General features: G+C 69.3%; 13 protein-coding genes. 6 read left to right on the top strand and 7 right to left on the bottom strand.

Annotation, left to right across the window (positions count from 1 at the left end):
• Window positions 1-44: 44 nt before the first annotated feature.
• From EOD42_RS18440 to EOD42_RS18455, 4 genes are all read right to left on the bottom strand, one after another.
• Window positions 45-950 carry a polysaccharide deacetylase family protein gene (locus EOD42_RS18440; protein WP_127789048.1) on the bottom strand — a complete coding sequence of 302 codons (906 nt, stop codon included), beginning with the start codon at window positions 948-950 and terminating at the stop codon, window positions 45-47.
• Entirely contained in the window at window positions 947-1,930 is a 984-nt protein-coding gene (locus tag EOD42_RS18445) for a Bug family tripartite tricarboxylate transporter substrate binding protein (protein WP_127789049.1), read from the bottom strand. Before EOD42_RS18445 ends, EOD42_RS18440 begins: the two co-directional genes overlap by 4 nt.
• A 180-nt stretch (window positions 1,931-2,110) precedes the next feature.
• Window positions 2,111-2,659 (bottom strand): GNAT family N-acetyltransferase, encoded by a 549-nt coding sequence (locus tag EOD42_RS18450; RefSeq protein ID WP_127789050.1) that lies wholly within the window; start codon window positions 2,657-2,659, stop codon window positions 2,111-2,113.
• Window positions 2,660-2,667: 8 nt separating this feature from the next.
• A complete protein-coding gene (locus EOD42_RS18455; RefSeq protein ID WP_127789051.1) occupies window positions 2,668-3,024 on the bottom strand; it encodes a YbaN family protein in 357 nt (118 codons plus the stop codon).
• A gap of 112 nt (window positions 3,025-3,136) precedes the next feature.
• Here EOD42_RS18455 and EOD42_RS18460 point away from each other — a divergent pair, with 112 nt between their 5' ends.
• Together EOD42_RS18460 and EOD42_RS18465 are read left to right on the top strand one after the other, a co-directional pair.
• On the top strand, window positions 3,137-4,147 hold the full coding sequence (locus tag EOD42_RS18460; protein ID WP_164868009.1) for an FCD domain-containing protein: 1,011 nt from the start codon (window positions 3,137-3,139) through the stop codon (window positions 4,145-4,147).
• 68 nt (window positions 4,148-4,215) lie between these two features.
• Window positions 4,216-5,193 (top strand): Bug family tripartite tricarboxylate transporter substrate binding protein, encoded by a 978-nt coding sequence (locus EOD42_RS18465; protein WP_127789053.1) that lies wholly within the window; start codon window positions 4,216-4,218, stop codon window positions 5,191-5,193.
• A 187-nt stretch (window positions 5,194-5,380) separates the two neighbouring features.
• Here the strand turns inward: EOD42_RS18465 and EOD42_RS18470 are convergent, their stop codons facing one another.
• The 3 genes from EOD42_RS18470 to EOD42_RS18480 are packed head-to-tail and all read right to left on the bottom strand — an operon-like array spanning window position 5,381 to window position 7,891.
• On the bottom strand, window positions 5,381-6,115 hold the full coding sequence (locus EOD42_RS18470; protein ID WP_127789054.1) for a GntR family transcriptional regulator: 735 nt from the start codon (window positions 6,113-6,115) through the stop codon (window positions 5,381-5,383).
• Window positions 6,116-6,162: 47 nt separating this feature from the next.
• The gene (locus EOD42_RS18475; RefSeq protein ID WP_127789055.1) at window positions 6,163-6,915 is read right to left on the bottom strand and encodes a class II aldolase/adducin family protein; all 753 of its coding nucleotides are present in this window, start codon (window positions 6,913-6,915) and stop codon (window positions 6,163-6,165) included.
• 13 nt (window positions 6,916-6,928) lie between these two features.
• Complete coding sequence (locus EOD42_RS18480; RefSeq protein WP_127789056.1) at window positions 6,929-7,891, bottom strand: Bug family tripartite tricarboxylate transporter substrate binding protein; 963 nt, start codon at window positions 7,889-7,891, stop codon at window positions 6,929-6,931.
• 112 nt (window positions 7,892-8,003) lie between these two features.
• Between EOD42_RS18480 and EOD42_RS18485 the strand changes: the two genes are divergently transcribed.
• From EOD42_RS18485 to EOD42_RS18500, 4 genes are all read left to right on the top strand, one after another.
• A complete protein-coding gene (locus EOD42_RS18485) occupies window positions 8,004-8,726 on the top strand; it encodes a GntR family transcriptional regulator (protein ID WP_127789057.1) in 723 nt (240 codons plus the stop codon).
• 100 nt (window positions 8,727-8,826) lie between these two features.
• The gene (locus EOD42_RS18490) at window positions 8,827-10,410 is read left to right on the top strand and encodes an ABC transporter substrate-binding protein (RefSeq protein ID WP_127789058.1); all 1,584 of its coding nucleotides are present in this window, start codon (window positions 8,827-8,829) and stop codon (window positions 10,408-10,410) included.
• Between the two features lie 4 nt (window positions 10,411-10,414).
• The gene (locus tag EOD42_RS18495) at window positions 10,415-11,749 is read left to right on the top strand and encodes an LLM class flavin-dependent oxidoreductase (protein ID WP_127789059.1); all 1,335 of its coding nucleotides are present in this window, start codon (window positions 10,415-10,417) and stop codon (window positions 11,747-11,749) included.
• A 55-nt stretch (window positions 11,750-11,804) separates the two neighbouring features.
• Window positions 11,805-12,842 (top strand): ROK family protein, encoded by a 1,038-nt coding sequence (locus EOD42_RS18500; RefSeq protein ID WP_127789060.1) that lies wholly within the window; start codon window positions 11,805-11,807, stop codon window positions 12,840-12,842.
• Window positions 12,843-13,044 lie beyond the last annotated feature (202 nt).

The following is a 13,044-nucleotide window of genomic DNA, read 5'->3' on the forward strand; positions in this document are numbered from 1 at the left end:
GCAAGGCCCAGGGGCGTTGCCCCCGGGGCCCCGGACCAGGGGCTCTAGCCCCGGCACCCCCGCCAATGCCGCGCGATATCCCGTCGCCGCGCCACCCAGATATCCGGCCGCCCTGCGACATAGCGCAGGATCGCCTCCAGCCCCGCCATGCGCCCGGGCCGGGCGATCAGCCGCAGATGCAGCCCGATCGACAGCATCCGCCCGGGCCCCGGCTGCCCCAGCAGCCAGTCGATGGCACCGATGCAATAGCGCGAGAAATCCTCCGCCTGCACGAAGCCGCCGCCCGGGGCGAAGCGCATGTCGTTGGTGTCGAAGCAATAGGGCAGGATGACGTGCCGGCTGCCCGGCGCGAAGCGCGGGATCTCGTCGTCATAGGCGTCGCTGTCATACAGGAAGCCGCCTTCCTCGATCAGCAGGCGGCGGGTGTTGAGCGAGGCGGCGGATTTGCTGTGCCAGCCCACCGGCCGCTCGCCGGTCGCCTTCCGGATGGCGTCCACCGTGGCCGCGATGACGGCGCGCTCGGTGTTCTCCTGCATGCCGGCCTGCACTTCCCAGCGCCATCCATGGGCGCTGACCTCGTGCCCGCGCTCATGCGGAGCCGCCGCCAGCACGGGCGTCGCCGCGATGGCGCGCCCGCAGCAGGAAAAGGTGGCCTTCAGACCGTAACGGTCGAAGGCATCGAGGATGCGCCACAGCCCGACGCGCGCACCGTAGTCGAAATGCGATTCCATGCCGGGATCGGGCGCGCCCTCGATGCGTTGCGCGGCCTCGGGCAGGGACTCGTTGCGGTCATCGCCGCTGAGCAGCGACAGTTCCGCCCCTTCCTCCACATTCACCACGAAGGAAAGGGCGAGCCTGGCCCCGCCCGGCCAGTGAGGATTGGGCGGGTTGGGGCCGTGGCCCAGCAGGTCACGAGAGGCGGCGGGCATGCCGCCGGGCAGTGACGTCATCCGGGCTGCACCCCGGCCGTGCGCACCACGCGGCCCCAGCGCTCGCCCTCGCTCGCGACGAAGGACTGGATCTCGGCGGGCGGGGGCGCGCCGAGGTCCACGATGGCGGCGTTGTTGAGGCGCGTGCGGGTCGCGGCCTCGGCGTTGTTCTCGCCCACCACCTGGCGCAGTTTCTCCACCACCTGCGCGTCCAGCCCGGCGGGGGCGGCCAGCAGGAACCAGTTGGTGGAGGTGACGGCGCGGAAGCCGGCCTCGGCCACGGTGGGCACATCCGGCAGGGCGGCCACGCGCTGGGCCGAGGTGATGGCCAGGCCGCGCAGCAGCCCCGCCTTCACGGCCTCCACCTGCGGGGAGGCACTGTCCCAGAGCGAGATGGTGTTGCCGCCCAGGATGGATTGCTGGGCCTCGGCCGCGGAGCGGAAGGGGATGTGCAGCAGGCTGGCGCCGGCCTCGATGCCGAAAAGGGAGCCCGTGAGGTGCCCCGCGCTGCCGATGCCGGAGGAGCCGAAGGTGATGCTGTCGGCCTCCCGCTTTGCGGCGGCGAGGTAGTCGGCCAGCGTCCGGTGCGGGCTGTCGCCCTTCACGGCGCACAGGATGGGCGCACCGCCCAGCATGGCGATGTAGCTGAAGGAACGGCGCGGGTCATAGGCCAGGTTGCGGAACAGGGTGGGGGCCACGGCCAGCGGGCCGGTGTTGGTCACCAGCAGGGTGTGGCCGTCCGGGCGTTCCGACGCGACGGAGGCGGTGCCGACGCTGCCGCCGGCGCCGGGCTTGTTCTCGATGATGAAGGGGCGGCCGAAGGCGCGCTCCAGCTTCTCGGCCAGGGGGCGGACCATGATGTCCGAGGTGCCGCCGGGACCATAGGGGTTGATGATGCGCACGGGCCGGTTGGGCCAGGGGCCGGATTGCGCGCGCAGATGAGCGGGAGCGGCGATGACAGACGCGGAACCGGCCAGCAGATGGCGACGGGAGAGGCGCATGGGCTGCTTCCTTCGAGGGAGGGAGCCCGGGGCATTGCAAAACCCATGCCAGAGAAATCGCCCGTCTGGACAGTCATCGGGCGAATTTCATGCACACGGATTGGCCATTTGAGCGGCCCTGTGCCTTGGTAAAACGCTAAATCGATCTGTTGTCATGTCTAGACATAAGGAGTGTTTGTGTCAAGACATGGTATCGTCGTTCAGCCGTGCCAGCAGGCATTGGTCGTGCCAGACCTCCCCCACGCGCAGGTGCCCGCGCAGCAGCCCCTCCCGCCGGAAGCCCAGCCGCGCGGCCAAGGCGAGGGACGCCGTGTTCTCCGGATGGATCAGCAGCTGCAGCCGGTGCAGGCGCAGCTCCGTGAAGCAGAAACCGACCAGGGCGCCGACGGCCTCCGTGCCCAACCCCCGGCGCTGGTGCGCCGGGTGGATCATGTAGCCCAGATCGGCACGGCGGCTGCGTATATGCCCGTCGTGATAGGAGGCAAGCCCGATGCAGCGGTCGTCCTGCGCATCGGCCACCGCCCAGAACCGGTAATAGGCGGGCGTGCAGTCCATCATCCGCAGCACGGCCCGTTCGGTTTCCAGCGGCCGCGTGTGGGGCGGGGTGTTCCAGAACCGCATCGTGCCGGGGTCTGCCAGGCACTGGTGCAGGCCCTCCGCATCCTCGGGGCGAAAGCGGCGCAGCCGCAGCCGGGCGGTCTGAAGTTCGGGATGGGGAGGTTTCGCCATGGCCAGCCTCAACCGGAGGGACGGGTGAATACATAGGCCAGCCCGCCGAGCTGCAGCCCCAGCACCGCCAGCACCAGCCACAGCCCGTGATGGCCGCCCATCATGAACAGCGCGAAGCCCAGCGCATTGCCCGCCAGTGCCATCAGCTTGGCCCGGCGCGAGATCGCGCCCCTTTCCCGCCAGCGCCGCAGCGCCGGCCCGAAACGCGGATGCCGCAGCAGCCAAGCCTCGAAGCGCGGCGAGGAGCGGGCGAAGCAGGCCGTGGCCAGGATCAGGAAAGGGGTGGTGGGCAGCAGCGGCAGGAAGGCCCCGATGAAGCCCAGCGCCACGAAGGCCCAGCCCGCTGCGAGAAGCAGGGCGCGCATCAGTTCAGCGGCGCGGCAGGGTGGAGGGCATGGGCCGATGGTGGGCCCGGCTGCCGGGCCTAGGCAAGCCCGCGCGATTGACGCCGTCGCATCCCCTCGCTTCGATATGCGCATGAGCAGCACGCCCAAGGCCCGGCTGGCCTGGATCGCCGCCTATGAGCAGGGGCAGGACGCGGCCGCCGTCTGCGCCCGCTTCGGCATTTCACCCGCCACGCTGCGCAAGTGGTGGAACCGCTATCGGGAGGGCGGGGCAGGGGCGCTGGCCGATCGGGACCGCGCGCCCCGCACATCCCCCACCCGCAAGGCCGGCGCGGCGGAGGCCGAGGCGATCCGTGGCCTGCGCGCCCGGGGGCTCAGTCTTTCCGGCATCCGCGCCGCCCTGCTCGCGGAGCACGCGACGGAACTGTCCATCCCCACCATCCGGCGCGTGCTGGCGCGCGAGCTGCCCGCGCCCGTGGCACCGCGCCCGCGCCCCACCCAGCCCCGCGCCGGCATCGTTTCCGCCGGCACGCTGGAGGAGGAGCTGTCCGCCGCCATCGCCGAGGCCATCGGGCGCGGCCGATACCGCCCCGGCGACAAGCTGACCGAGGAAGGGCTGGCGCGTGACTTCGGCGCGGGCCGCACCCGGGTGCGGGAGGCCCTGCGCAGCCTGGCCCATCTGGGGCTGGTCACGCTGGAGCGGCATCGCGGTGCCTCCGTGGCGTTCCCCTCGGAGGCGGACCTGGCGCGTGCCTATGAGGCGCGGCGCACCATCGAGGCCGGCGTGCTGGAACAGGTGGCCCGCCGCTGCGACCATGCCGGCATCGCGACTCTGCGCGCGCATATCGCCCGGCAGGAGGACGCGCTGGCCACCGGCAACCGGCTGCGCTTCGTGCAGCTGCTGACGGATTTCCACCTGGTGCTGGGCGGGCTGGCGGGAAACCCCTTCCTGCTGGGCTTCCTGGAGCGGCTGGTCGCCGTCACCTCGCTCTCCTTCCTCATCAAGGGGCAGATGGGCGACCCGCATTGCGCCGTCGCCGACCATGCCGGGATCGTGGAGGCGCTGGCCGAGGGGCGCCTGGCCGAGGCGCGGGCGCTGATGGATGCGCATCTGGGCGGCGGGCGCGTGTGCGAGCCGGTCTGAAACGCCCTTGGCGTGGGCTGCGCAAACGCTAAACTGGCGGCAACCATACACGTCCAAGGATATCGCAGATGACCGGCACCGCGCTGGGCCGACGTGGCCTGCTCGCCGCTACCGTTGCCGCCCCGATGGTGGCCCCCGGACTGGGCCAGGCCCAGGGGGCATTCCCCAACAAGCCGATCACGCTGATCGTGCCCTTCCCGCCGGGCGGCACCACCGACATCTCCATGCGGGCGCTGGCGGAGGCTGCCTCCAAGCAGCTGCCGCACCCGATCATGATCGACAACAAGCCGGGGGCGGCCAACACGCTGGGGGCGGCGCAGGTGGCCCGCGCCCGGCCCGACGGCTATCTGCTGACGCAGTTCCCGGCCTCGGCCATCCGGGTGCAGATCCTGCAGCGGCTGGCCTATGACACGCTGCGCGACTTCACGCCGATCGCCTGCATCACCGGCTATCCCTTCGTGGTCGCGGCCAACAAGGGGCGCTTCCGCGACGGCTGGCGCGGCTTCATCGCGGAGGCCAAGGCCAACCCCGGCAAGCTGTCCTATGGCAGCACCGGCGCCAACGGCACGCCCCACGTCACCATGGCCGAGCTGCTGCAGAGAGAGGGCGTTGAGTGCACCCATGTGCCCTTCCGCGGCGATTCCGACGGCTCCCAGGCGATGCTGGGCGGGCATATCGACCTGATGGCGGGTTCCACCAGCCTGGGCGGGCTGGTCGATGGCGGCCAGGCGGAGTTCCTGAACGTCTGGACGCCCGAGCGCCTGACACGCTGGCCGGATGCGCCCACCCTGAAGGAGCTGGGCTATGGCATGACCGTGACCACGCCCTTCGGCATCATGGCGCCGGCAGGGCTGGACCCGGCCATCGCCCGCACCCTGCACGGCGCCTTCGCAGCCGCCACGCGGGACCAGCAGTTCCAGGACCTGCTGAAGCGCTACGACATGATCTCCGAATACCGGAACAGCGAGGACTACACCGCGCTGCTGCGGGAAATGGTGCAGCATGAGACGGCGCTGATCCAGCGGCTGGGCCTGCGGGCGGGGTGAAGCCGGGGGCCTTGCCCCCGGACCCCCACCGAGGGGCTCTGCCCCTCGGCACCCCGCCAAAGGCCGAAGGGCCTTTGGAAACCGGGGGCTGAAAGTTTGAGGAAGGGGCACGAAGCGTGCTTCTGCTCCGCACGCCCTCGCAGCCCCTTCCTCAAACTTTCAGATAACCCATGGGTTCGAAGGGTCGTTACGACCCTTCGCGGGTTCCAAGGGCGGCGCCCTTGGTCAGGGGCCTGGGGGCGACGCCCCCAGCCTTCAGCGCCGCCAGGATCGCCGCCGACCCGTGGCGCACGTGCCGGCGCATCACCAGTACCGCCATCTCCGCATCGCGTTCGCGCACGGTTTCCATCAGCCGGGCGTGGTCGGCGCGCAGCACTTCCTCGGGCAGCGGAGCGGGGTGCAGCAGGTTGCGATAGCGTGTGGAGTGGTCCCACAGCATCTGGTGGAACAGGTTCTGGATGAAGTGCCGCCCGCCCGAGGCGAGCTCGTAGTGAAAGCGCAAATGCGCATGGCGCCAGTCGAGGTTCAGCTCCCGGCATTCGGCATCCAGATACATGGGCAGGGCCGCGAGCGTGTCGTGCGCGGCCTCGGTGCGGGCCAGCCAGGCGGCGTCGCCGTCGCGGATCGCATCCTCCAGCAGCAGGCATTCCAGGCGCTCACGCGCGCTGATCACCTGCTCGAAGTGAGAGAGGCCGATATCGGCGACGCGGAAGCCCCGCTGGTCATGGGCCTCGATCAGCAGGGTGGAGGTGAGGCGGTACAATGCCTCCCGCAGCGGGGTCATGCCCACGCCGTAGCGCGCCCGCAGGCTGTCCAGATGCAGCTTTGACCCGGGCGGCAGCGCGCCCGAGATCACATCCTCCCGCAGCCGGGCATAGACCTGGGAGCCGATGGTGGAGGAGGCGGTGTCGTGATCGGCCAAGCGGGTCCTCGCCAGAAATTCGAAATTCCGACGAGGAGTGTAGCCCTTTACCGGTCCTTGCGCACCAGCTTCGGGTACATCACCGCATCGCCATGGGCATACATGTGCGCCAGCTGCTCGTCGGTGATGTATTCGGGCGTGCGGCCGGTGGCGGCGCACAGCTGTTCGACGATGATGTTGCGCTTCACCTCGCTCACCAGCACGCAGGTGCGGTGATAGGCCTCTGACACGCTGCGGCCGAGCACGGTGAAGCCGTGGCGGCGCATGATGATGCAGTTCGTGTCGGCGATGAAGGTCTTGATCGGGGCCACATCCTCCTCGACGTTGATGCTGGCCGGCAGGTAGTGCGCGGGCTTCTGCATCAGGTAGCCGTAGGTCAGGCTGAAGCTGCGGATCTCCTCGAAGCCGGCCGCCAGGAAGGCGATGGTCTCGTCGTGGTGCAGGTGGATCACGCAGTTCACGTCGGGGCGCAGCCGCATGATCTCGCGGTTCATCTGGTGGCCCACGGTGGTCGCGCGCTCACCCGCCAGGATGCGGCCGTAGGGGATGTCGGTGATGACCAGGTCCTCGGCCTCCACCTCCTCCAGGCTCACGCCCTGGGGCTTGGCGTAGCAGATGCCCTGCTCGTAATCCGGGTGCGCGGCGCGGATGACCATGCCGCCCACGCTGCTGTTCACCAGCCCGCGCGCGGCCAGGCGGTGGGCATAGGTGATGTAGTCCTTCACCACCTTGGGGTCGAAGGCGACATTCGGGTCGGGCGTCAGTTCGTTGACGCGATAGGCGGGGCTGATGCCGTCCATGATGGTTTCTCCCTTACTCGGGCTGGATGTTGAGCTGGCGGGCCAGGGCGCTCCAGCGCTCGGCGTCCTCGGCGATGGTGCGCGCGAAGGCGGCGGGGGTGATCATGGCCGGGATCACGTCCATGGCCCGCATTTCCGCCAGGCCCGGCCCGGACAGGAAGGCGCCCGCCAGCGCCTGCTGGATGCGGGTCGCGATCGCCTCGGGCAGGCCGGCGGGGGCCACCAGCCCGTACCAGAAGGCGGCATCGAAGCCGCGCACGCCCAGGCTCTCGAAGGTCGGCACATTCGGCATCAGCGCGGAGGGGCGGGTGAGGGCGAAGGCCTTCAGCTTGCCGTCCGCCACCAGCGCGGAGGAGCCGGGCGGGTTGTCCAGCAGCACGGCCACCGTGCCGTTCATCAGGTCCGGATAGACCTGCGACGAACCGCGATAGGGCACATGGCCCATCTGCGTGCCGGTCAGCAGTTCAAGCTGGCGCGTCAGCAGGTAGCCGAGGGTGGAGACGCCGACCGAGGCGAAGTTGATCTGCCCCGGATTGGCGCGCACCCGGGCCAGGAAGCCGTTCAGGTCATCGGCGCCCGCGGCGCTGCCGCCGACCAGCACATAGGGCGTGTTGCCCAGCAGGGTGATGGCGCTGAAGGAGCTGACGGGGTTGTAGGGCACGTCCCGCCGCAGCACCGGCGCCACCGGGTGGCTACTGGTGGTGGCCAGGCCCAGTGTGTAGCCGTCCGGGGCGGCGCGGGCCACCGCCTCGCTGCCCACCGTGCCGCCGGCGCCGGGGCGGTTCTCGATGACCACGGGCTGGCCCAGCGCCTCGGAAAGCCGGCGCATCGCGAGCCGCGCCACGGCATCGGTGCCCCCGCCCGGCGGCAGGGGCACGATGCAGCGGATGGGGCGGCTGGGCCAGGATTCCTGGGCAAGGGCCGGGGCGGCCAGCACGGTGCCGGCCAGGACCGCGCGGCGAGAGATCTGCTGCATCGGCGTCTCTTTCCTGATGTGACTCGCCTCTCCCGGTGAGAGGCGGAATCTGCCATAACCGGAGCAGTGATGACTGCTTGTCCGGTATACCAGACAACTTTAGTGAGGGCGTGTGAAACCGCAAGTTCCAAAATACGTCACCATCAAGGCCCTGCTGCAGGCGCGGTGGGAGCGTGAGATGCTGCGCGGAGACCGCCTGCCGTCGGAGAAGGAGCTGTGCGAGCAGTTCCAGGTCAGCCGCGCCACGGTGCAGCAGGCCCTTGCGCTGTTCGAGCAGGAAGGGCTGATCCGCCGCGACCAGGGGCGCGGCAGCTTCTACATCGGCCCCCAGGAGCCCCGGACCCGCCAGGAGCCCAGCCGCCCGCTGGAAGCCGTGATCCGCGACCGCGACGGCACCGAGACCCGCGTGCTGCGCCGGGGCATCGAGCGCCCGCCCGCCCGGGTGGCCGCCCTGCTGGGGCTGCCGCGCGATGAGCGCGTTGTGGTGCTGGAGCGCCTGGGCCTGGTCGAGGGCGCGCCGCTCGTCTTCATCTACAGCTACCTGCCCATGGCCGTGGGCCAGCGCCTGCTGGAGAGCGAGGCGGAGATGAGCCAGATGAGCCTGGCCTCCGTGCTGAACGACCGCCATGGCGCGGGCATCGACCGGGTGGACCAGGTGATCGCGGCCCGCCTGTCGGACCCCATGTTCGCGCAGGAGCTTGGCGTGGATGTCGGCGTGCCGGTGCTGGAGGGCGAGCGCGTCTACTATGCCGGCGAAAGGCCGGTGTTCTGCGCGCTGTCCTATTACCGCGGCGACCGGCACTACTTCACCCTGTCGGTGAAGGACTGGCGGTAAAATTTCGAAAATCCATTGACGCCTTCCCCCGATCCCCTAGGCTGGCCTCCAGGAAACGCGACAATCGCGGCGTGACATCCAGGCTTTCGGGGGCATCAGGATGATTGGACGCAGAGGCGCGCTGGCTACGGCGGGCGCCATGACGATGGGCGCGCCCGCCCTGGTGGCGGCGCAGTCGGATCGGGTGGTGCGGTTCATTCCGCAGACGGATATCACCAGCTACGATCCGATCTTCAGCTCGACGCAGGTGACGCGGAACTACGCGTATCTCGTCTACGACACGCTGTTCGGCCTGGATAAGAACCTGCTGCCGCAGCCGCAGATGGCCGAGGGCTATACGGTCGAGAACGACCAGACGCTCTGGACCATCAAGCTGCGCGCCGGGCTGATGTTCCATGACGGCACCCCGGTGCTGGCGCGGGACTGCGTGGCGAGCATCCGCCGCTGGGGCGGGCGCGACAGCTTCGGCCGCCTGCTGATGGCCGCGACCGACGAGCTGACCGCGACCGACGACCGCACCATCGTCTTCCGCATGAAGCGGCCTTTCCCGCTGCTGACCTTCGGCCTCGCGAAATCCACCGCCCAGGCCATGGTCGTGATGCCGGAGCGTCTGTCCAACACCCCGGGCCACACCCAGGTGACGGAGGTCGTGGGCAGCGGCCCCTACAAGTTCATGCGCGAGCAGAGCGTGACCGGCGCGCGCATCGTCTTTGCGAAGAACGACGCCTACCGCCCGCGTGAGGGCGGAGAGCTGGGCTGGACCGCCGGCCCCAAGGTCGCGCATTTCGAGCGCGTCGAGTGGGTGATCATCCCCGATGCGGCCACCGCCGCGGGCGCGCTGCAGAATGGTGAGGTCGATTGGTGGGAAACCCCCACGCCGGACTACCTGCCGCTGCTGTCGCGCCGGCGCGAGGTGAAGGTGGAGGTCAACGATCCCTCCGGCGGCCTGCCGATCATGCGCTTCAACTTCCTGCACGCGCCGTTCAACAACCCCGAAATCCGCCGCCTGGTGCTGGCCGGCACCAGCCAGCTGGAATTCATGCACGCCATGGCGGGCACGGACCCCAGCCATTTCCGCACCGGCGTGGGCTTCTTCCCGCCCGGCACGCCCTATGCGTCCGAGGTGGGCACGGGCGCGCAGGTGAATGAGCCCGACATCGCGCGCATCAAGCAGCAGATCATCGATGCCGGGTACAAGGGTGAGCGCATCGTCGTGATGGGCCCGGCCGACCGTGCCTCGGTGAAGGCAGCCAGCGACGTCGCGGCCGACATGCTCACGCGGCTCGGCTTCAACGTGGACTACCAGATCGCGGATTGGGGCACCGTCAGTGCGCGCGCCGTGAAGAAGGAGCCGGTGGAGCAGGGCGGCTGGAGCGTCTATTTCGGCATCTGGTCGGGGCTTTCCTGCATTAACCCGGCCGTGCACCAGTCCCTTCAGGGCACCGGCGCCAATGCCTGGACCGGCTGGCCCGACCTGCCTGAGCTGGAGGCGCTGCGCCAATCCTGGCTGAGCGCGCCGGATCTGGCGACGCAGCAGCGCATCGCCGCCGCGATCCAGGAACAGTCCTACAAGGACGTGCCCTATGTGCCGCTCGGCCAGTTCTTCGCGCCCGTGGCCTATCGCCGGAACCTGACCGGCATGGTCACCGGCTTCCCTGTGTTCTGGAACGTGAAACGAGGCTGACCCCATGCCCATGGTCCTCGCCGCCAACGCCAACGCCTCCGGCAGCCATGTCGGCGAGTGGCGCCACCCGACCGCCTGGAACAACCCGGCGGCCAATATCGAGAACGCCAAGCGCCTGGCGCAGATCGCGGAGGCCGGGAAGTTCGACCTGATCTTCCTGGCGGACGGCAACGGCGTGCGCCAGCTCGACAAGCCCGCCCTGTTCGCGGCCACCAGCCCGTCCGACCGGCCCGGCGTGTTCGAGCCGGTGACGCTGCTCTCGGCGCTATCGATGGTGACGAGCCATATCGGCCTCGTGGCCACCGCCACCACCACCTATGACGAGCCCTTCCATGTGGCGCGGCGCTTCGCCTCGCTGGATCATCTCAGCGGCGGGCGCGCGGGGTGGAACCTGGTCACCACCTCCAACCCCGACGACGCGCTCAACTTCTCCCACACGGAGCATATGGAGCGCGGCAACCGCTACGAACGTGCGGCCGAATTCGCCGATGTGGTGAAGGGGCTGTGGGACAGTTGGGACGACGGCGCCTTCCCGCAGGACAAGGAAGCCGGCCAGTTCCTGGTGCCGGAGAAAGTGCATGTGCTGGCGCATAAGGGCACGCATTTCCAGGTGCGCGGCCCGCTGAACGCGCCGCGCCCGCCGCAGGGCCACCCGCTGATCTTCTCGGCCGGCCAGTCCGAGACGGGCAAGGACCTGTCCGCCCAGCATGCCGATTGCGTCTTCGCGATCGAGGGCAGCATGCCCGCGGCCCAGCGCCTGTATGCCGACATCAAGGGCCGGCTGCCGAAATTCGGGCGCACCGCCGATGACATGCGCATCCTGTCGGGTGTCACCATCTTCGTGGGTGAGACGGCCGAGGAAGCCGAGGCGCTGTTCCAGCAGCTTGAGGACCTCGTCTCACCGGCCGTGGGCGTCGACTATCTGTCGAAGATGCTGGGCCGGAAAATGCAGGGCTATGCGCTGGATGAGCCCATGCCGAAATTCGACGAGGAGCATGTGGGCCACACCGGCATCGGCAAGGCCATCCTGAACATGGCCTATGAGGAAGGGCTGACGGTGCGGCAGACCTATCGCCGCATCCTGCCGCAGATGGGCGGCAACATGTTCAAGGGCGACGCGAAGCAGATCGCTGACACCATGGAGGAATGGTACACCACCAAGGCCTGCGACGGCTTCATGATCGCGGCCCCGGTGGTGCCGACGGGGCTTGAGCGCTTCATCAGGCTGGTGGTGCCGGAGCTGCAGAAGCGCGGCCTGTTCCGCAAGGAGTATGAGGGCACCACCCTGCGCGACAATCTGGGCCTCGGCCGGCCGGCGAACCGCTTCTTCGCCGCCTGATAACCGTTCCGGGGCTGGCGCGTTACGGGTCTGACCAGACCTTGGAAGCCAGCCCATGTCGGACCCCGTTCTCGCTTCTCCCATCGCCAGCCACGGTGCCGCCACCCTCACCAGCGTCACCGTGGATGCCTATAACGCCGAGCTGCGCGACAAGGACGGCTTCCTGGGTGACCGCGCGAGCCGCCGCGCCTTCTGGTCCATCCTGGACCAGTGGCGCGACAAGCTGGACGGCGACGACCCGTTCGGTGAGGCCGAGACCGCCGATATCTCCAAGCGCAAGCTGGACAAGCTGCTGACCGATGAGCGCCCGGAGGCCGTGGCCTTCGTCCATGGCGTGATCGAGGAATTCGCGCAGGAGCTGGCCGGCGTCACCCGACGCTTCCTGAAGCTGAAGGGCTGGAAGGATACCCAGCGTATCGTGGTCGGCGGCGGCATGAGCGGCAGCCGCGCGGGGCAGATCGCCATCGCCCGCGCCTCCCTGCTGCTGAAGGCAGAGGCGCTGGGGGTGGAGTTGCGCCCCATCACCCATGAACCCGACCAGGCCGCGCTGATCGGCGCCGTGCACCTGGCGCCCAGCTGGATCTTCAGCGGCCATGACAGCCTGCTGGCCGTCGATATCGGCGGCACCAACATCCGCGCGGGGCTGGTGGAGCTGGGCAAGAAGAAGGACCAGTCGCGCACCAAGGTCGCGGGCATCGAGATCTGGCGCCACCGGGAGGATGAGCCCAGCCGCGAACAGGCCGTGGCCCGCATCGGCGCGATGCTGGAAAGCCTGGCCGCCCAGGCCAAGGCCGAGAAGCGGGCGCTGGCGCCCTTCATCGGCATCGGCTGCCCGGGCATCATCGAGGCGGACGGCCGCATCGACCGCGGCGGCCAGAACCTGCCCGGGAACTGGGAAAGCGCGCGCTTCAACCTGCCGCAGGCGCTGACGGACATTCTGCCGAAGATCGGCGGGCACGCGACCACGGTGCTGATGCACAACGACGCGGTGCTGCAGGGATTGAGCGAAATTCCGAACATGCAGGATGTGGAACGCTGGGGGGTGATGACGATCGGGACCGGGTTGGGGAATGCGCGGTTCAGCAATCGGTAGGCGGAGTAAGGCCCGGGGGGCGTTGCCCCGAGACCCCCAGTCAGGGGCTCCGCCCCTGACCACCCCGCCAGGAGATCATATCTCCTGGACCTGATATCAGCTTGGCGCCGGAGCTTCGCAGAGGCGCCGTTTTAATTATAAAAATCAACCGCAAGTGCCCCGGGGTCCAGGGCCGCTACGGTCCTGGCGGGGATGCAAGGGG

It is taken from the genome of Rhodovarius crocodyli (genome assembly GCF_004005855.1).
In the GTDB taxonomy this organism is placed as follows: domain Bacteria; phylum Pseudomonadota; class Alphaproteobacteria; order Acetobacterales; family Acetobacteraceae; genus Rhodovarius; species Rhodovarius crocodyli.

What these genes read in the sequence shown, in the direction of transcription:
- EOD42_RS18440 (WP_127789048.1), bottom strand. Translation starts at nt 950, where the DNA reads ATGACGTCACTGCCCGGCGGCATGCCCGCCGCCTCTCGTGACCTGCTG.
- EOD42_RS18445 (WP_127789049.1), bottom strand. Translation starts at nt 1,930, where the DNA reads ATGCGCCTCTCCCGTCGCCATCTGCTGGCCGGTTCCGCGTCTGTCATC.
- EOD42_RS18450 (WP_127789050.1), bottom strand. Translation starts at nt 2,659, where the DNA reads ATGGCGAAACCTCCCCATCCCGAACTTCAGACCGCCCGGCTGCGGCTG.
- EOD42_RS18455 (WP_127789051.1), bottom strand. Translation starts at nt 3,024, where the DNA reads ATGCGCGCCCTGCTTCTCGCAGCGGGCTGGGCCTTCGTGGCGCTGGGC.
- EOD42_RS18460 (WP_164868009.1), top strand. Translation starts at nt 3,137, where the DNA reads ATGAGCAGCACGCCCAAGGCCCGGCTGGCCTGGATCGCCGCCTATGAG.
- EOD42_RS18465 (WP_127789053.1), top strand. Translation starts at nt 4,216, where the DNA reads ATGACCGGCACCGCGCTGGGCCGACGTGGCCTGCTCGCCGCTACCGTT.
- EOD42_RS18475 (WP_127789055.1), bottom strand. Translation starts at nt 6,915, where the DNA reads ATGGACGGCATCAGCCCCGCCTATCGCGTCAACGAACTGACGCCCGAC.
- EOD42_RS18480 (WP_127789056.1), bottom strand. Translation starts at nt 7,891, where the DNA reads ATGCAGCAGATCTCTCGCCGCGCGGTCCTGGCCGGCACCGTGCTGGCC.
- EOD42_RS18490 (WP_127789058.1), top strand. Translation starts at nt 8,827, where the DNA reads ATGATTGGACGCAGAGGCGCGCTGGCTACGGCGGGCGCCATGACGATG.
- EOD42_RS18495 (WP_127789059.1), top strand. Translation starts at nt 10,415, where the DNA reads ATGCCCATGGTCCTCGCCGCCAACGCCAACGCCTCCGGCAGCCATGTC.
- EOD42_RS18500 (WP_127789060.1), top strand. Translation starts at nt 11,805, where the DNA reads ATGTCGGACCCCGTTCTCGCTTCTCCCATCGCCAGCCACGGTGCCGCC.